Below are 18,578 nucleotides of genomic sequence, written 5' to 3'. Positions count from 1 at the left end.
GACTGGCTCTTTCTCTCATAAAAATGCACGACCCTTGAGGGTTAAGGAACTAGAGCATGTCAGTGGTTGACGACTCGCCAATACGTACAGCCATGTCTGCAACTGCAGAGCAGGATCTGGGCCCGCTGGCCTGGGTGCTCGATGAAGTGCGCAAGTCGCTGGAGGCGGCGACCAAGGCTGTGAGCCGTTTCATGCGCGATGCAGATGCGGCCCGTTTGTCTGATCTTGAGGAGTTGGATACATCGGCATTGCGCATTGCACGCCAGCAGCTGCATCAGGCTTGCGGCGCGCTGGAGATGGTGGGCGTCACCGCCCCGGCGCAGGTGTTGCGCAGCATGGAAGCTGCGGTCAACCGCTTTGTGCAGCGTCCCGAATATTGCACGCAGGAAGCGGCGAGCACGCTGGAGCGCACGCACTTTGCGCTGATGGAATTCCTGGAGGCCGTGCTGGCCGGTCAGCAGGTCTCGGCCGTAGCCCTGTTCCCTCAGTACCGTGAGACCCAGGTGCTGGCCGGCAATGACAAGGCCCACCCGGCAGACCTGTGGCCTGCCGAGCGCCGTGCGCGCGAGCCCCGCTGGAGCGGGATCATTCCCGAGCCGCTGGCCTATGGCCCGCATGCACGTGCCATGCTGGACGGCGTGGTGCTGCGCATGGTCAAGAGCGACGACCGCGAGGCGGCAGCCCAGATGTGCGAGCTTTGCCGGCGCTTTGCGGCCGGCCAGGCCGAGGATGTGGCGGCGCGCAGTTTCTGGAAGATTGCCGCAGCTTTCTTTGATGCTCAGGCTCGCGGGCTCATCACTGCAGATATCTACGTCAAGCGCATGGCTTCGCGCGTGCTCATGCAGTACGCCAGCATGGCCAAGGGCGACAGCCTGCCGCCCGCACGTCTGCTGCAGGACCTGATGTTCTTCTGCGCGCAGGCCAAGCCCCGTGAGCAGGCCGGCGACAGCCTGAAGGCCGTGCACGAGGCCTATGCCATGGAGCTCATGCCGGTAGTGGACTACCACGTGGCGCGCTATGGCCGCTTCGATCCATCGGTGCTGGTGCAGGCGCGCAAGCGCATTGCGGCTGCTGCCGAGACCTGGTCGGCCGTCGCCGGCGGCGACCGCAGCAAGATCAGATCCATGGCCGAGCAGTTCGGGCTGGTGTCCGAGTCGCTGGTCAAGCTGCAGCCTGTCAGTCACGGTCTGGCGCGTGCGCTGATTCGTGTGGCGGAGACGGTGGAGCGCATTGGGGAGCCGCCTCCGGCCGAGCTGGCCATGGAGGTGGCGACCGCAGTGCTTTATCTGCAGGCCAGCTTCATGACCGCCGGGCATGACGACGAAATACAGTCCGCCCAGTCCAGCGTGCTGGTCCAGCGTCTGGATGCGGCTTTGCATGGCGCGCAATCCGAGCCGCTGGAAGTCTGGATGGAGGAGCTCTACCGTCAGGCCAGCGACCAGCAGACCATGGGATCGGTGGTTGGAGAGCTGCGCATCACCCTGGGCGAGGCAGAGAAGCATCTGGATCTGTTCTTTCGCAATCCCGCAGACACCTCGGTGCTGGCCTCGGTGCCGGGCCAGATGGCGCAGATGCGCGGCGTGCTGTCGGTGCTGGGCTTCGAGCAGGCCGCAACCGCCATGCAGCGCATGCGTGACACCGTCGAGCATCTGATGCTTGGCGAGGTGACGGTCGAGAATCAGCCGCGTATCTTCGAGAAGCTGGGCAGCAGTCTGGGCGCCATGGGCTTTCTCATCGACATGCTCAGCTACCAGCGCAATATGGCGCGCAAGCTGTTCGTCTATGACGAGGAAAAAGACGAGCTGCGCATCGTCATGGGCCATAGCCGCAGTCGCGGCCCCGAAGCCTTCCGCCCGACCGTGGACATTCCCATGGAGGGCGTGGCGCCCGTGCAGCCTGCGGTTGCTGCATCCGCCACAGCGGCCACCCCGACAACTGCGGCGGCCGTCGAGCCTTCGGTCGCTGCCCCGCCGCCGCCCACCGAAGTGCGGCCTGTGGCCCAGCCTCAGCCCTTGCAGGCCCGGCTCACAGACGACGAGGACAGCCCGCCCTGGGCCGCGACCGAGCCCGGTGCCTTGCCCGATTTCGAGGCCATGGCCGCACCTGCCATGGCCGAGCCGGCAGTGGCAGGCTCCGATGCACTGGCCGATGCCATGGCCCAGGTGTTTGCGGACATGCAGTCGGGCAGGCCGGCAGGCGATGAAGCGGGCCGCGAGGATTTGACGGCCTTGAGCCGCACTGCAGTCCCGGCGGCCGAAGCCGCGTCGGCGCCCTCCGAGCTGAGCGCTGCCGAGCTCGATGGCGACGACGAGCTGCTGTCCATCTTCCTGGAGGAAGCCCGTGAAGTCGTGGACAACGGTCAGCAAGCCCTGCAGGCGCTGGCGGACGAGCCTGGCAATCTGAGCGAGCAGACCACGCTGCGCCGTGCGTTCCACACGCTCAAGGGCAGCTCGCGCATGGTGGGGCTGGATGAGTTTGGCGAAGCTGGCTGGGCCATGGAGCAGATGCTCAATGCGTGGCTGGCAGAGCAGCGACCCATGCCGCAGGCCATGCAGCAGCTGGCTCAGGATGCTCTGAAGGCCTTTGCCGTCTGGGCGCAGGATATTGAAAACCAGCAGGCGCAGAACTGGTCGGCCACGGCCTTCCGTGCCGCTGCAGACGCCATGCGCCTGCAGGGCGAGCGTGCCGATGTGGCCCTGGTTCCGCGTCGTGGCGAGCGCGCCCAGCACACGGAGCAGGCCGAGGTGTCAGCCGCCGCAGCGCACGAGCAAGTGCTGGAGCTGCGGTCCGAGCTCGAGTGGCCGCTGGAGCCCGGCCCCCTGGCTGCAGAACCCGGCGCCGATGCCCAGCCCGCCCAGCGCGAGCCCGCATTTGCCATGCCGGAGCTGGACTTCTCCCTGGAGGAGCTGTCTTCCGTACCTGTGCAGGAGCCTGTGCTTGAGCCGGAATCGGCAACGGCCGACTTTGCCTTGCCGCAGCTGGATATTCCCGACGATCTGCTGCAGCAGCTGGTGGCGCCGGAGTTGCTCGAAGCATCGGCGCTGCCCACGCTGGAGTCGGAAGGCAGGCCTGAGCCGGAGCAGACCGAAGACGCTGCTGCCGATGCCCTGATGCAAGCTCAGCCCGTGACGGAGCCAAGCAGCAGTGCAGAAGAGGTGCAGGAGCTGGACTTCGCCGCCTTCGAAGCGGCCATGCGTGAAAGCGAGCAGGCTGCCATAGACATGCAGACTGCCGTGGAGCCCCCCGCCATGGACGCAGCTACCGGGGCGCCGGCCGCTGTGGAGATGGCGCTCGAGCTGCCGTCTGCAGAGGCAGCGATCGAGCTGGAGGCCATTGAAGCCTTGCTGGATGGCGTGCCCGAGCCAGTCATGGCCGAAGAACCCGCTCAGCTGCCGGAGCCTGAAGTCTTGGCGATTGAGGAGCCGGTGCTCGAGCAGACCGGACAGACAGGTGAGCCGGACGACGGCTATCGCAATATCGACGGCCTGCGCATCAGCGCAGCGCTGTACAACGTCTATCTCAACGAAGCGGACGAGTGGTCAGAACGTCTGGGCGAGGTGCTGCAGCAATGGCTGCAAGAGCCAGCTGACGCCATTCCCGATGATGCGATCGCGCTGGCGCATTCGCTGGCAGGCAGCTCCGGTACCGTGGGCTTCAAGGCCTTGTCGGAGCTGGCACGTCTGCTCGAACACGCACTGCTGCATCTGCAGCCTCAGGGCTATGCCAGCGCGCTGCAGATTCAGCAATGCGTGACCGCATCCGATGAGGTACGTCGTCTGCTGCACCAGTTTGCGGCGGGCTTCCTCAAGGACGCTTTACCCGCTGTCGAAGACGCGCTGCGTGAAATCCTGAATACTCCGATCGATGCCGGTGCGGCAGCTGAAACTGCCGATCTTGAGCTGTCCGATCTGGCTGAGCTGGATGAGGCAGAGTGGCCCGAGGTGCAGGCGCTGCAGCCGCCTGCAGATCCCAAGGACTTGCCGCTGGACTTTGCCGCCGAGCTTTCGCAGGAGGCGGCCTTGCCCGAGCTTGCGGGTGATGGACTCAAGGATGTGGCCGAGGAAGACGCAGGAGCATCGGCAGCCGATCCGTTGCTGGATGCCGTGGCACAAACTGCGGATCAGGCACCGTATTCCATGGTCCCTGCCGCAGGCAGCGTGGAGCATGAGGCCGAGCTGCAGCGCCGCATCGATGAAGCCATTGCTCTGGCGGTGCATGCCGGAGATGACGAAGACGATATCGATGTGCTCGACCAGGTCGATGCCGACCTGTTTCCCATTTTCGAGGAAGAGGCCATCGACCTGCTGCCCAAGCTCGGTGCTGCACTGCGCCGCTGGCATGGGCGCCCGAAGCTGGATGAGGCTCGCAACGAAGCCCTGCGCGCGTTGCACACCATCAAGGGCAGTGCCCGTCTGGCCGGTGCCATGCGCATGGGTGAGATGGCCCACCGCCTGGAATCGGCGGTGGAGCGTATCGACCAGGAGCGGCCCACCGCCGAAGCGATCGAGCCGCTGCTGAGCAGCTTTGACGCTTTGCAAGCCAGTTTCGATGTGCTGCGCATGGCTGGTGAGCAGGAGCCCGAGCAGCCGCTGGCGCAACTGGACGATCTTCTTGCTCAGGCGCCTTTGCATCTGAGCGCGGCGGAGTCTGCTGTAACGCCAGCAGCAACGGAAGCTCAAGCCGGAGAAAAGACTGCCGCAGATTCTGTGCAGGCCATTGAGCTGCCGGCACCGGTGGTACCGCGTCCTGCATCGCAGCAGACCGTGCGTGTGCGGGCGCAGTTGCTGGACCGCTTGATTTCCCAGACCGGTGAAGTGCTGATTGCCCGCTCGCGTGTCGATGCGCGGCTGTCGCAGGCGCGTTCGGCGCTCAATGACTTGACGGGCAACCTGGAGCGCCTGCGCACGCAGTTGCGCGACATCGAGGTGCAGGCCGAAAGCCAGATGCAGTCGCGTCTGGCCCTGTCCAAGGACACGGCAGCCGGTTTCGATCCGCTGGAGTTCGACCGTTTCACCCGCGTGCAGGAGCTCACGCGCATGATGGCCGAATCGGTCAATGACGTGGCCACCGTGCAGCGCAATCTGCAGCGGGATCTGGCCGCTGCCGAAGACGATCTGGTGGCCCAGGGCCGGCAGGCACGTGATCTGCAGCGAGATCTGCTGCGCACGCGCATGGTGGAGTTCGACTCCTTTGCCGAGCGTCTGTACGCCGTGGTGCGCCAGACGTCCAAGGAAATGGGCAAGCAGGTGCGCCTGAACATCCTGGGCGGCACCATCGAAATGGACCGCGGCATGCTCGAGCGCATGATGCCGGCCTTCGAGCATCTGCTGCGCAACTGCGTGGCTCATGGCATCGAGTCGCCCGAGCGGCGCCAGGAGCTGGGCAAGCCGGCCGTGGGCACCATCGAGATCGTGCTGGGTCAGGAGCGTAACGACGTGGCGCTGTCCGTGGAAGACGACGGGGCCGGTCTGGACCTGGAGCGGATTCGCGCCAAGGCCATCAGCCTCAAGCTGTGGACCGACGAGCGTCCCATGACGCTGGAAGATGCGGGGCGTCTGATCTTCGAGCCGGGCTTTACCACCGCCACCGAGGTGACGGGCGTTGCCGGTCGCGGCATTGGCATGGATGTGGTGCGTTCCGAGGTGAATGCTCTGGGCGGTCGTATCGAAACCCATACCGAGCCAGGCCGTGGCAGTGCCTTCCGTCTGGTTGTGCCGTTGACCACGGCCGTGACCCAGGTGGTGATGCTGCGCATGGGTGCCGTGTCCATGGGTGTGCCGGCCAACCTAGTGGAAATCGTGCGCCGCGTGCCCGTCGATGTGCTGGAGGAAAGCTACCGCAAGCAGGAGTTCCAGGACGGCAGCGAAGTCATGCCTTTCTATTGGGCTGGTGCGCTGTGGCAGACCTCGCTGCGCAGCGAGGAGAACCTCGGTCGCACGCGCCCCGTGGTGATCGTGCGCAGTGCCTCGCAGCGTGTGGCGCTGCATGTGGACGAAGTGCTGGGCAACCAGGAAGTGGTGATCAAGAACCTGGGCCCGCAGTTGTCGCGTCTGCCTGGCCTTACCGGCATGTCCGTGCTGCCCTCGGGGGCCGTGGTGCAGATCTACAACCCGGTGGCGCTGGCCAATGTCCATGGCGAGCAGGTGCGAGCCATGCTGGCCAGGGCCGAGCAGGCCGCAGCCGATGGCGAACTGCAGGCTCATTCAGGCGGTGCCGATCTGCTGGGCGCCGAAGCTGCGCAGACCACGGTGCCACTGGTGCTGGTGGTGGATGACTCCATCACCGTGCGCCGCGTCACCCAGCGTCTGCTGCAGCGCGAAGGCTACCGCGTCACATTGGCCGCTGACGGCCTGCAAGCCATGGAGCGTCTGCAGGATGAGCGCCCGACCCTGGTGCTGTCCGACATCGAAATGCCGCGCATGGACGGCTTCGATCTATTGCGCAATATTCGCGCCGATCAGAAGCTCGAAGGCATGCCGGTGGTCATGATCACTTCACGCATTGCCCAAAAGCATCGCGAAATGGCCCGTGACCTGGGAGCCAATCACTACCTGGGCAAGCCCTATTCCGATGAGGAACTGCTGGGTCTGATCCAGCACTACGCCTTGCAGCGCAGGGGCCCCGCGCCTGAGCGCAGCCCGCTTGGCGGGCCTGCCGAGGAGCCAGGAGTGGTGGTCGAATAAGCGCTGCTCCTGATAAGGAAGCGGCTTGCGCTAGTCAGTATTGCATTTCAGGTTGATATCTATTTGAAATGTATGATGGACTTGCGCAAGCCGCTTCTTTTTTTGATAAGGAGCTGGCTGGGAACCTGACGGTCGCGTGCAAAGCAGCATGTACTGTGCCGTTGGCCAGGACCGTCACAGGGCCTGAAGGCGGGAGGCAGATCAGGACTCCTTCTTGAGGATTCCGTAGCGCGCCAGGGTTTGCTCCCGCGCCGCCGCATGATCCACGACGGGCAAGGGATAGTCGTGCCCCAGTGCGATGCCTGCTTCGGCCATCTCCAGCGGCTTGGCCAGCCAGGGAGCATGCCGCAGTTTGGCCGGCAAGGGCGTCAGCTCGGGCACGTAGCGCGCGATGAACTTGCCGTCGGGATCGAACTTCTCGCTCTGGGTCACCGGGTTGAAGATGCGAAACCAGGGCTGGGCATCGCAGCCCGTGGAGGCCGCCCATTGCCAGCCGCCGTTATTGGCCGCCAGATCGAAGTCATTGAGCTTCTCGGCGAAATAGGCCTCGCCCCGGCGCCAGTCCAGACCCAGGTCCTTGACCAGAAAGCTGGCCGTGACCATGCGTAGCCGGTTGTGCATATAGCCGCTGGTATTGAGCTGGCGCATGGCGGCATCGACCAGCGGGTAGCCGGTGCGGCCCTCGCACCAGGCGGCGAAGAGGGCGTCGGCCTCAGCTCCCGTCTCCCATTCGATAGCGTCATAGGCTGGCTTGAAGCTGCGTTCTACGACATAGGGCTGGTGGGCCAGGATCTGGAAGTAGAAGTCTCGCCAGATCAGCTCGCTGAGCCAGGTGGCCGCGCCTTCGCGTGCTGCGGCGGACCAGTCCTCATTGTGGGCCGCCTCGTGGGCGAGGCGGGCCAGCTCGCGTATCGAGACGGTGCCAAAGCGCAGATGCACGCTGAGATAGCTGGGTCCCTTGAGGGCCGGGAAGTCGCGCGCCGTCTTGTACTGCGGCAGGCGTGGAAGAAAGTCGGCCAGCAACTGGCGCGCGCCGCTGACGCCGGTGGGCAGGCGCAGGCCGGCCAGCGTGTCCGGGGCAAAGCCCAGATCCGCAGCCGAGGGGATCGGGCGGCGCTCGGTGTCCGGCAGATCGGCCAGCTTGCTCGCCAGATTGCGCTCGCTGGGGTAGGCCGAGAGATAGAACGGTGTGATCTTTCGCAGCCAGGCGTTCTTGTAGGGCGTGAAGACCGAGAACGGCGACAGGTTCTGGGTCAGCACCTCGTCACGCGCAAAGATGCGGTGGTCCTTGAAGCGCAGCAGCAACTGCCCCTGGCTCTTGAGGCTGCGCGCCACCTGGGCGTCGCGGGCAAGAGCCGCCGGCTCGTCGTCGTCGTTGCAGAAGACGGCACCCGCGCCCAGCTGCCGGGCCAGGGCCGGGATGATGTCCTGGGGCAGGCCGCGCCGGGTGATCAGCCCTGTGTGCGCGCGTCCTGCGGCCTCGCGCAGGGCGGCATCCAGCTCGGTCAGACTCTGGCAGATGAACTCCACGCGGCGGTCGGCGCGGGGCAGGGCGGCAAGAATGCTGTCGTCGAAGACAAAGACGCAATACAGCTTTTCACATTGCTGCAATGCGTGATAAAGGGCTGCGTTATCAGCCAGACGCAGGTCGCGCCGCAGCCAGATCAAGCCCACAGGGTAAGAAGGAGTCATGGATCGCCAGTAAAATCGCTGCATGTCTGCAGAATCTGCGCCTATCAACTTGACGCACCACTTCCTGATTGCCATGCCCGGCCTGGAAGATGAGTCGTTTTCGCGCAGCGTTGTCTACCTGTGCGAGCATAGCGAGCGTGGCGCGCTCGGTCTGATTATCAACAAGCCCTCCAAGCTCAGCCTGCAAGGCCTGCTGCAAAAAGTGGATTTGGGTCTCAAACGCGATGATTTGCGCGACCAGCAGGTCTTTACCGGTGGCCCGGTGCAGACCGATCGCGGCTTTGTGCTGCATGAGCCCATGGTCATCGAAGGCGCCCCCGAGAACGAATCGGCCTATGCCTCGACCATGACCATTCCTGGTGGGCTGGAGATGACCACGTCCAAGGATGTGCTCGAAGCCCTGTCGGATGGCGCCGGTCCCAAGCGCGTGCTGGTCACGCTGGGATATTCCTCCTGGGATGAGGGCCAGCTCGAATCCGAAATCGGCGAAAACGCCTGGCTGACCGTGGAAGCCGACCCCGAGGTGATCTTCAGCACCCCGGTGGACGAGCGCTATGACCGTGCTCTGGGCCTGCTGGGCCTGCAGCGCTGGATGCTGTCTCCTGAGTCGGGTCGCGCATGAACGATATTTCCTCTTCCAACAAGGCCGCCGATGCGGCCTTTTCCTCGACTTTTTCCTCGGCCGAAAATGCGGCTGCCAGGCCTGCAGCGGCGCCCGCACCGCAAAAGCCCGAGGTGCCGGCCCATTTCCAGCAGTTCCTGGGCTTTGACTTCGGCATCAAGCGCACGGGTTGCGCCTCGGGTAACCGCGTGCTCGGCGGCGCCAACCCGCTGCCCACCATCAAGGCCGAAGGGGCGGATGCACGCCTGGCTGCGGTGGAGAAGCTGATCCGCGAGTGGCAGCCCAATGCCCTGGTGATAGGCGTGCCCTACCACCCCGATGGTGCGGCGCACGAGAACACGGCCCGGGCCCTGAAATTCGGCCGCCAGCTCAGAAGCCGCTTCAAGCTGCCGGTGTACGAGGTGGACGAACGCTACAGCACGACCGAAGCCCTGGCGGGGGGCGCACGCGACGCCGACGCGGCTTCGGCCTGCATCATTCTTGAACAGTTTTTGAGGAGTCTCCCATGAGTGAAACCATTGCCGGTCAGGGCAGCCTGATCCTGGACGCCGAAGCCCTGTATAGCGAGCTGCTGCGCGGCGTGCAGCGCATCATGGGGCCGAACACCCGTCTGGCGGGCATCACATCGGGCGGTGCCTGGTTGGTCGAGCGTCTGCACAAGGATCTGAATCTCAAGGGCAAGCCCAGCGTGCTGTCTTCCTCGCTGCACCGCGACGATTTTGCCCAGCGCGGCATGGCCTCCAGCGCCCAGACACAGATCGCCTTCGATGTGAACGGCGCCGATGTGCTGGTGCTCGACGATGTGCTCTACACCGGCCGAACCGTGCGCGCCGTGCTCAACGAACTCTATGACTACGGCCGTCCCGCCAGCGTGCGACTGGCCGTTCTGGTGGACCGGGGAGGGCGCGAGCTGCCCATCCAGGCCGACTTTGCCGCAGCGCGCGTGGCGCTGCCGGCCGACCGTTCCCTGGCGCTGGCGCGCGACGAGGGCGGTGTTTTCCACTTCCGCATTCAAGAGGCCTGATCGTGCTGTACAAGCGCAACCCCCAACTCAACAAGAACGGCGAGCTGATCCACCTGCTCTCCACCGAAGGCCTGTCCAAGGACATCCTGACCCAGATTCTCGACACGGCCAGCAACTTCGTCAGCGTCAACGACCGTGAAGTCAAGAAGGTGCCGCTGCTGCGTGGCAAGAGCGTGTTCAATCTGTTCTTCGAGAACAGCACGCGCACCCGCACAACCTTCGAGATTGCGGCCAAGCGCCTGTCGGCCGACGTGTTCAACCTGGACATCGCGCGCAGCTCGGCCAGCAAGGGCGAGACCCTGCTGGACACCATCGACAACCTCTCGGCCATGGCGGCCGACATCTTTGTCGTGCGCCACAGCGAGTCGGGAGCTCCCTATCTGATCGCCAAGCATGTGGCGCCCCATGTGCATGTGGTCAATGCCGGCGACGGCCGCCATGCCCACCCCACCCAGGGCCTGCTGGACATGTACACCATCCGCCACTACAAGCAGGATTTCTCCAATCTGCGTGTGGCCATCGTGGGCGACGTGCTGCACTCGCGCGTGGCGCGCTCGGACATCCACGCCCTGACCACCCTCGGCGCTGCCGAGGTGCGCGTGGTCGGCCCGCGCACCCTAGTGCCCTCGGACATGGCCAGCATGGGCGTGCGCGTCTTCCACAATCTGGAGGAGGGCATCAAGGACTGCGACGTCATCATCATGCTGCGCCTGCAGAACGAGCGCATGAGCGGTGCGCTGCTGCCTTCGAGCCAGGAATACTTCAAGAGCTTCGGCCTGACTGAAAAGCGCCTGGAGCTGGCCAAGCCCGATGCCATCGTCATGCACCCCGGCCCCATCAACCGAGGCGTTGAGATCGACTCCGCCGTGGTGGACGGCCCGCAGGCCGTGATCCTGTCGCAGGTGACCTTCGGTATCGCCGTACGCATGGCTGTCATGTCGATCGTCGCGGGGAATGAGGCTTAAACACCCCCTGAGCCGCTGCGCGGCTTCCCCCTCTCTCGCAATGCGGGAGGGGGACGACGCCTTCGCTGCGAGGCGGCTCTTGCTCGGCGTCTCTGGCTTGGAGCGCGCCGGTTTTCAGATAAGTAATATTTTTGTAGCTGCTAGCGCTTGTGTGGCAAGGGCTGGAAGCCAATTTGGTGCCAAACCATGAAGATTCTGATTCGCAATGGCCGGGTGATGGACCCGGCACGAGGTTTCGACCAGCAGGCCGATATCGCCATCGATGGCAGCGTGATCGCTGCCATCGGCACGGTGCCCGATGGTTTTGTGGCCGAGCGTGAAATCGACGCCTCGGGTCAGTGGGTGCTGCCTGGTCTGGTGGACCTGGCCGTGCGTCTGCGCGAGCCCGGTCACGAGCATGAAGGCATGCTGCAGTCCGAGATGGCGGCTGCCGTGGCCGGCGGTGTGACCAGCCTGGTCTGCCCGCCCGATACCGAGCCCGTGCTCGACGAGCAGGGCCTGGTGGAAATGCTCAAGTTCCGTGCCGAGAAGCAGCACAAGTCGCGTCTGTTCCCCATGGGCGCGCTGACCATAGGCCTCAAGGGCGAAACCCTGACCGAGATGGCCGAGCTGACCGAGTCCGGCTGCGTGGCCTTCGGCCAGGCGGATGTGCCGCTGTCCAGCATCACCACGCTCAGCCGTGCTCTGAGCTACGCCAACACCTTTGGCTACGCCGTGTGGCTGCGCCCGCAGGACAAGGATCTGGGCAGGGGCGTGGCTGCCAGCGGCGCGCTGGCCACCCGCATGGGTCTGGCCGGGGTGTCCGTGGCGGCAGAGACGATTGCGCTGCACACCATCTTCGAGCTGATCCGTGGCTCGCAGACCCGGGTTCACCTGTGCCGCATCTCCAGCGCCGCCGGCGTGGAGCTGGTGCGCCGAGCCAAGGCCGAAGGTCTGAACGTGACCGCCGACGTGTCCATCAACTCTCTGCTGTTGACCGAGAACGACATCGGTTACTTCGACAGCAGTGCCCGCGTGGTGCCCGTGCTGCGTCAGCAGCGCGACCGCGATGCGCTGTCTGCCGCACTGGCTGACGGCACCATCGATGCGCTGGTTTCCGATCACTGCCCGGTAGACGAAGACGCCAAGGTGCTGCCTTTTGCCGAAGCCGAACCCGGTGCGACCGGCGTGGAACTGCTGCTGTCGATTGCCGTGAAGTGGAGCCGCGACTACAAGGTGCCGCTGAACCGCGCACTGGCAGTCGTGACTTCGGCACCCGTGGCTGTGCTGGGCAGTGCCCTGGGCGAGCAGCAGTCACTGCTGGGGCAGCTCAGCGTGGGCGGCGTGGCTGATCTGTGCATCGTCGACCCCGAAGCTGAGTGGACGGTTGATCCCAAGACGCTGCAAAGTCAGGGCAAGAGCACGCCATTCAACGGCTATGAACTGCCTGCGCGCGTGAGCCTGACCATTGTGGATGGTGCGGTGGCTTATCAACGATAGGCTCCCCCTGAGTGGCTTTGCCGCTTCCCCCTCTCTCGATGCGTTGCATCGGGAGGGGGACGACACCTTCGGTGCGCGGCGGCGCTTCCTCGGTGCCTCTGACTTTGCATTGCGCCAGTCTTAGGCGCTTGCCGGTTTCAAGTTGGTGCAACTTGTGCGAGGCGAGTCGCTAAACTCTTTGGGAATCATGGCAAACGGCTTGCACAAAATCAAAACCGGCTCGCGTGCGGTATGGCGCGGGCTGCGTCTGCTGGCCCATGTGGCCAAGGGCGCCTGGATCGTGGCGTTTCGCTTTCCGCAGCTGCACTACCTGCAGCAGCACGAGCATGTGCAGGCCTGGGCCGCAACGCTGCTGCTGCGGGCCGGGGTGCAACTGCAGGTCAAAGGGCAGCCACCGGCCAAAGGTCCGGTGCTCATGGTCAGCAACCATATCTCCTGGCTCGATATTCCGCTGCTGCATGCGGCGCGCCATTGCCGTTTCATCTCCAAGTCCGACGTCAAGGGCTGGCCCATCATCGGCACGCTGGCGACGGCTGCAGGCACGCTCTACATCCAGCGCAGCTCGCGCCGAGATGCCGTGCGCATGGTGGGAGCCATGGAAGAGGCCTTCAAGCGCGGCGAAATCCTCGCCGTCTTCCCCGAGGGGACGACAGGCGATGGACGCAGCCTGCTCTCGTTTCACTCCAATCTGCTCGAAGCCGCCGTGCAATGCGATGCACCGGTGCAGCCCGTGGGGCTGCGCTTTGTCGATGGCAAGACAGGCAGCACCAGCTATGCCGCCACCTATGTGGGGGACGAGACCTTGCTGGGCTCCATCTGGCGTGTGCTTTGCTCGGAGCAGCTGATTGCCGTGGTGCACTATGGCGAGGCGCAGAGCGCACAAGGGCGCGACCGCCGCGCCTGGGCCAAGGACTTGCACACCGAAGTGGACAGGCTGCGCCAGAGCTAGGCGCTCTGCCGGCGCTTTGCTGGCTCCGTCAAACCCTGTAGGCTGCGCGCATGCATGCCAGAGTTTTGCGCTATCTAGATGAAGTGGTCCGCCGCGGCTCCATCCGCAAGGCGGCCGAGTACCTGCATGTGGCTCCTACGGCCGTGAACCGGCAGATTCTCGATCTGGAGGCCGAGCTGGGAGCGCCGCTGTTCGACCGCATCCACAACCGCCTGCGCCTGACGCCTCTGGGCGAGATGGTGCTGACCCATGTGCGCAGCACCTTGCGCGAACATGCCGCGTTGCGTGAGCGCATTGCCGACTTCAAGGGCATGAGACGCGGCGAGATCACGGTGGCGGCAACCTCGGGCCTGGCGGGCTCCTTGCTGCCATCGCTGGTGCATGACTTTCGCAGCAGTCATCCGGGGATGGTCGTGCGTGTCATCGACTTGCCGACGCAGGCCATTGTGTCCGCCGTGGAAGCTGGGGAGGTGGATCTGGGTCTCGCCTACGATCTGGCGCCCAGACCCGGCTTGCGCATGCTGGCGGCCAGCGAATGGCAGATCGGAGCCATCCTGCCGGTCAAGCACCCATTGGCGCATCAGTCATCGCTGCTGCTCAGTGAATGTGTGGGCCATCCGCTGATTCTGCCAGCACCGGCGCTGACCATACGCAGCCTGCTCGATGAAGCCTTCGCGCGCAGTGCCATCGAGGTGACGCCGGTGGCCGAGTCCACCTCCATGGCCTTGATGCAGCGCCTGGTCATGCTGGGCGAGGGCATTGCCCTGCTCAACGCGCTGGATGTGCTGGAGGAGCTCGATCGCGGCTCGCTCAGTTTTGTGCCCCTGCGCGATGCGCATCTGCAGCGCCAGACCCTGATGCTGTTCGTGCGCAAGGGGGCGGAGCTGAGCGCTGCCGCTTCGCTCATGGCAGCAAGCATCGAATCGGCGCTGGCACGGCTCTACGCCAGAAAACGCTGATTTTCTGTCCACATTTTGTGGACATGGTTGGCGGAATTCGGCGCTATCGCGCGCTTGGGTGCCTCTCTAGACTGGTGCTTCTTGTTTAGAGAGGAAGAAACCCATGACCCTGATAGCCCTGAATGCCGACGTACTGGTCACCATGGATGCGCAGCGCCGCGAGATCAAAGGCGGTGCGCTGGTGGCGGACGGACCGGCCCTGCTGTGGGTGGGTGCAACGGCCGAGCTGCCGGCGCAATACCGCCGCATGGCCGACGAGGGCCAGGCGCGCGTGCTGGACATGCGCGGCAAGGTCGTGACGCCGGGTCTGGTCAACACCCACCACCACATGTACCAGAGCCTGACGCGCGCCGTGCCGGCCGCCCAGGATGCCGAGCTGTTCTCGTGGCTGCAGAACCTCTACATGCTGTGGTCGCATCTGACGCCCGAGATGATCCATGTCTCGACCCAGACCGCCATGGCCGAGCTCATGCTGTCGGGCTGCACCACCACCAGCGACCATCTGTACCTGTTCCCCAATGGATCGCGCCTTGATGATTCCATCGCAGCCGCGCAGCAGATGGGCATGCGCTTTCACGCCGCACGCGGCTCCATGAGCCTGGGCCGCAGCAAAGGCGGTCTGCCGCCCGATGTGGTGGTGGAGGAGGAAGAGGCCATTTTGCGCGACAGCCTGCGCCTGATCCAGCAGTACCACGACGGCTCGCGCCACTCCATGCTGCGCGTGGTGTTGGCCCCTTGTTCGCCGTTCTCGGTCACGCGCGATCTGATGCGCGAATCGGCGGTGCTGGCGCGTGCGCATGGCGTCTCGCTGCACACCCACCTGGCCGAGAACGACAACGACGTGGCCTTCTCGCGCGAAAAATTCGGCCTGACCCCGGCGCAATACGCCGAGGACCTGGGCTGGGTGGGGCGCGATGTCTGGCATGCGCATTGCGTCAAGCTGGACCCCGAAGGCATTGCGCTGTTTGCGCGCACCGGCACCGGTGTGGCGCATTGCCCATGCTCCAACATGCGCCTGGCCTCGGGCATCGCGCCCATTCGCGGAATGCGCGATGCGGGCGTGCCCGTGGCCCTGGGTGTGGACGGCAGCGCATCGAACGACGGAGCCCACATGCTGGGCGAGGCGCGCCAGGCCATGCTGCTGCAGCGCGTGGGCTACGGCCCGGCGGCCATGAGTGCTCGCGAGGCGCTGGAGATCGCCACGCTGGGCGGTGCACGCGTGCTCAACCGCGACGACATCGGCGCGCTGGCCCCCGGCATGTCGGCCGACTTCGTGGCCTTCGACATGGAGGCTGTCGGCTATGCGGGCGCCGGCCATGACCCCGTGGCGGCGCTGGTGTTCTGCACACCGGCCAATGTATCCAGCAGCGTCATCAACGGCCGCGTGGTGGTCGAGGGTGGACGTCTGCTCACGGCCGACCTGCCTGTCGTGCTGGGCCAGCACCGCCGTCTTGCGCGCAGCCTGTTCGAGCGGGCCGCGGGACAGTAATGCACCCCCTGAGCGGCTTTGCCTAGGCGGCCCCGCCGCTTCCCCCTCTCTGGTGCGTTGCGCCAGAGGGGGGGCGACAGCCTCGCTGCGGGGGCGGCCTTTGCTCGCTGACCCTGAGGTGAGGGCATCAGTTCTCAACATGCAGTCCCGAATGGCTGGATTCAGCCTACCGCTGCAACCGCCGATTCGACCAAGGAGATATGCCACGACACAGCCAAGCACGCAGTGAAGCCCTCACGGGCACCCCTCGACGACATATCTACAAGTGCCTCTGAAGAGGCCATCGCATAGGGAAAAGGAGACACAACCATGGAAAAACTGCTTTACGGGGTGGAAGACCGTCCGCCCAGCCTCATCACCACTACGCTGCTTTCGCTGCAGCATCTGCTCGCCGCGCTGGGTGGCATCATTGCCGTGCCGCTGGTTTTCGGCGGTGCGCTCAAGCTGCCGGCCGACCAGATCGTGGCCCTGGTCAATGCGGCTTTGCTGGGCTCGGGCGTGGTCACCATCATCCAGTGCCGAGGCGTGGGGCCTGTCGGCATACGCCTGCCTTGCGTGATGGGCACAAGCTTTGCCTTTGTCGGTGCGGGCATCAGCGTGGGACTGGAGCATGGCGTTCCCGGCATCCTGGGCTCCTCATTGGTGGGCTCGCTGGTGATGATCATCGGCAGCTTTTTCATGCCGGTGATCCGTCGCTTCTTTCCGCATACCGTGACCAGCGTGGTCGTGACCATGATCGGGCTGTCGCTCACGCCCGTTGCCGTGGATTGGGCCGCAGGCGGCGTGGGCAGCGGCAGCTACGGCGCGGTGGGCAATCTGGCGATTGCCGGCTTTGTGCTGGCGCTGGTGATCGGCTTTGTGCAATGGGGCAAGGGCGTGATTTCGGCATCGGCCGTGGTGCTGGGCATTGCCTGCGGCTATCTGCTGTGCCTGGCCCTGGGTCTGATCGACTTCACCCAGGTGCGCGAGGCGCCGATCTTCGCGATTCCTCAGCCGCTGCATTTCGGTATGAGCTTTCCGGTATCGGGCATCGTTGCCATGTCCATCGCCTTTCTCGTGACCATTGTCGAGACCACCGGAACATTCATGGCCCTGGGAGCGGCAACGCAGACGCCAATCCGCGGCAAGCGCCTGGCCAGCGGCATGCTGTGCGACGGCGTGGGCTCGGCCTTTGCCGCCGTGATGTCGAGCCCGCCGGTTTCCACCTTCGCGCAGAACGTGGGTGTGGTGTCGCTCACCGGCGTGGCCAGCCGCCATGTGGTGATGCTGACCGGCGTGATGCTGCTGCTGGCCGGACTGTTCCCGGTGCTGGGTGCGCTGGTGGTGACGATTCCCCAGCCCGTGCTCGGAGGTGCAGGTCTGATGATGTTTGCCATGATCATCCTGGCGGGCATCCGCATGCTCAGCAGCGCCGAGCAGACACGTCGCAGCGGTCTGATCATTGCGGTCTCGCTGGGCTGCGGGCTGGCCGTGACGGTGCGCCCCGATCTTCTGTCCAAGATGCCTGCCTTTGTGCGCGAGGTCTTTGGTTCGGGCATCACTGTGGGTGCGCTGGTGGCCGTGGGACTGAATCTGCTGCTGCCGGGGCGCGAGTTCGATGCGCATGAGGAAGAGCTGGAGCTGGAGCCGGCGACGGCTGCCGTGGCCGCCGCTTCCGCTGCTGCCTGAAGCCTCAATGCTGCCCGTTCACAGCGTCATCTTGCTGTCGACGATGACCTTGCGCCAGCGCGCGAGGTCCTTGACTATGAGGTCGGCAAAGACCTTGGGCGTGCTGGGCATGGGCTGGGCACCTTCGCTTTGCAAACGCTCAAGAATAGAAGGGCTTCGGAGCGATGCATTGATCTGCTGATTGATCTTGGCGACCACGTCGGCGGGCATATTGGCAGGGCCGACCACGCCATACCATTGGTCGGCCTCAAATCCGGGCAAGCCTGCTTCGGCCACGGTAGGCACATTGGGTAGTGCAGGGATGCGCTGAGGTGATGAAACGGCGATCGCCTTGATCTGGCCGGAGCGAATTTGGGCCAGCACCGCAGGGATGCCGGTGAACAAGGCCTGAACCTGGCCGGCCACCAGATCATTGACGGCCGGTGCCGTGCCCTTGTAGGGCACATGCTGCATCTTCAGCCCGGCTTGCAGGCTCAGATAGGCCATGGTCATATGCGCGGCACTGCCGTTGCCCCCCGAGCTGAAATTCACTGCGCCCGGGTTGGCCCTGGCGTAGCTGATGAACGATGCCAGATCATTGACCGGCAGCGATGGATGCACGACCAGCACGTTGGGCACACGCGCCACCCAGGCCAGCGGCGTAAAGCTCTTGATAGGGTCGTAAGGCAGCTTGGGGTAGAGCGTGGGTGTAACGGCCAGCGTGCCGACATGGCCCATGAGCAGGGTGTAGCCATCGGCACTGGCCTTTGCCACGCGGTCCGCGCCAATGCTGCCACCTGCGCCGGCGACGTTTTCCGGCACCACGCTCTGGCCCCAGGCGGTCGTCAGCTCATGACCTATGGCGCGACCCAGAATGTCTGCAGAGCCGCCGGGCGTGAACGGAATGACCATGCGTATGGCCTTGCTGGGGTACCTCGAGTCCTGCGCCAGAGCAGTGCCGGTCAGACTGCCCAAGGCGGCAGCCGCAGCCCATTGGCTCCATTGGCGACGGTTCAGAGAGGAGGGTTCACGTGCGGTGAAAGCGGGCATATTGTCTCCTCATGATGTT

Annotated in this window: 12 protein-coding genes; 10 read left to right on the top strand and 2 right to left on the bottom strand. The window is 64.8% G+C overall.

The window, feature by feature from the left end:
- Positions 1–56 precede the first annotated feature (56 nt).
- On the top strand, positions 57–6,683 hold the full coding sequence (locus tag DFO48_RS08995; protein ID WP_114863179.1) for an Hpt domain-containing protein: 6,627 nt from the start codon (positions 57–59) through the stop codon (positions 6,681–6,683).
- 201 nt (positions 6,684–6,884) lie between these two features.
- Here DFO48_RS08995 and DFO48_RS08990 read toward each other — a convergent pair whose 3' ends face one another.
- On the bottom strand, positions 6,885–8,375 hold the full coding sequence (locus DFO48_RS08990; protein WP_114863178.1) for a deoxyribodipyrimidine photo-lyase: 1,491 nt from the start codon (positions 8,373–8,375) through the stop codon (positions 6,885–6,887).
- A 22-nt stretch (positions 8,376–8,397) separates the two neighbouring features.
- Between DFO48_RS08990 and DFO48_RS08985 the strand changes: the two genes are divergently transcribed.
- From DFO48_RS08985 to DFO48_RS08945, 9 genes are all read left to right on the top strand, one after another.
- Positions 8,398–8,997, top strand: coding sequence for a YqgE/AlgH family protein (locus DFO48_RS08985; RefSeq protein WP_003051525.1), 600 nt, complete (start codon positions 8,398–8,400; stop codon positions 8,995–8,997).
- Positions 8,994–9,506 (top strand): Holliday junction resolvase RuvX, encoded by a 513-nt coding sequence (ruvX, locus tag DFO48_RS08980; RefSeq protein WP_039049773.1) that lies wholly within the window; start codon positions 8,994–8,996, stop codon positions 9,504–9,506. The genes DFO48_RS08985 and ruvX overlap by 4 nt, the downstream gene beginning before the upstream one ends.
- Complete coding sequence (pyrR, locus tag DFO48_RS08975) at positions 9,503–10,021, top strand: bifunctional pyr operon transcriptional regulator/uracil phosphoribosyltransferase PyrR (RefSeq protein WP_003075383.1); 519 nt, start codon at positions 9,503–9,505, stop codon at positions 10,019–10,021. The genes ruvX and pyrR overlap by 4 nt, the downstream gene beginning before the upstream one ends.
- A gap of 2 nt (positions 10,022–10,023) precedes the next feature.
- A complete protein-coding gene (locus tag DFO48_RS08970; RefSeq protein WP_003051536.1) occupies positions 10,024–10,986 on the top strand; it encodes an aspartate carbamoyltransferase catalytic subunit in 963 nt (320 codons plus the stop codon).
- A gap of 186 nt (positions 10,987–11,172) precedes the next feature.
- The gene (locus DFO48_RS08965; RefSeq protein ID WP_003075385.1) at positions 11,173–12,465 is read left to right on the top strand and encodes a dihydroorotase; all 1,293 of its coding nucleotides are present in this window, start codon (positions 11,173–11,175) and stop codon (positions 12,463–12,465) included.
- A 187-nt stretch (positions 12,466–12,652) separates the two neighbouring features.
- A complete protein-coding gene (locus DFO48_RS08960; RefSeq protein WP_003075388.1) occupies positions 12,653–13,414 on the top strand; it encodes a 1-acyl-sn-glycerol-3-phosphate acyltransferase in 762 nt (253 codons plus the stop codon).
- A gap of 50 nt (positions 13,415–13,464) precedes the next feature.
- Positions 13,465–14,373: a LysR family transcriptional regulator gene (locus tag DFO48_RS08955; protein WP_114863177.1), complete on the top strand. Its 909-nt coding sequence runs from the start codon at positions 13,465–13,467 to the stop codon at positions 14,371–14,373.
- A 103-nt stretch (positions 14,374–14,476) separates the two neighbouring features.
- Positions 14,477–15,862: an 8-oxoguanine deaminase gene (locus DFO48_RS08950; protein WP_114863176.1), complete on the top strand. Its 1,386-nt coding sequence runs from the start codon at positions 14,477–14,479 to the stop codon at positions 15,860–15,862.
- 309 nt (positions 15,863–16,171) lie between these two features.
- Positions 16,172–17,530: a nucleobase:cation symporter-2 family protein gene (locus DFO48_RS08945; protein WP_003075394.1), complete on the top strand. Its 1,359-nt coding sequence runs from the start codon at positions 16,172–16,174 to the stop codon at positions 17,528–17,530.
- An 18-nt stretch (positions 17,531–17,548) separates the two neighbouring features.
- Here the strand turns inward: DFO48_RS08945 and DFO48_RS08940 are convergent, their stop codons facing one another.
- On the bottom strand, positions 17,549–18,559 hold the full coding sequence (locus DFO48_RS08940) for a tripartite tricarboxylate transporter substrate binding protein (RefSeq protein WP_003075396.1): 1,011 nt from the start codon (positions 18,557–18,559) through the stop codon (positions 17,549–17,551).
- Positions 18,560–18,578: the final 19 nt, after the last annotated feature.

It is taken from the genome of Comamonas sp. AG1104, from assembly GCF_003350425.1.
Classification (GTDB): Bacteria; Pseudomonadota; Gammaproteobacteria; order Burkholderiales; family Burkholderiaceae_C; genus Comamonas; species Comamonas testosteroni.
The sequence above is the reverse complement of the archived record's forward strand: the minus strand, read 5'-3'. Positions and strand labels throughout refer to the sequence as shown.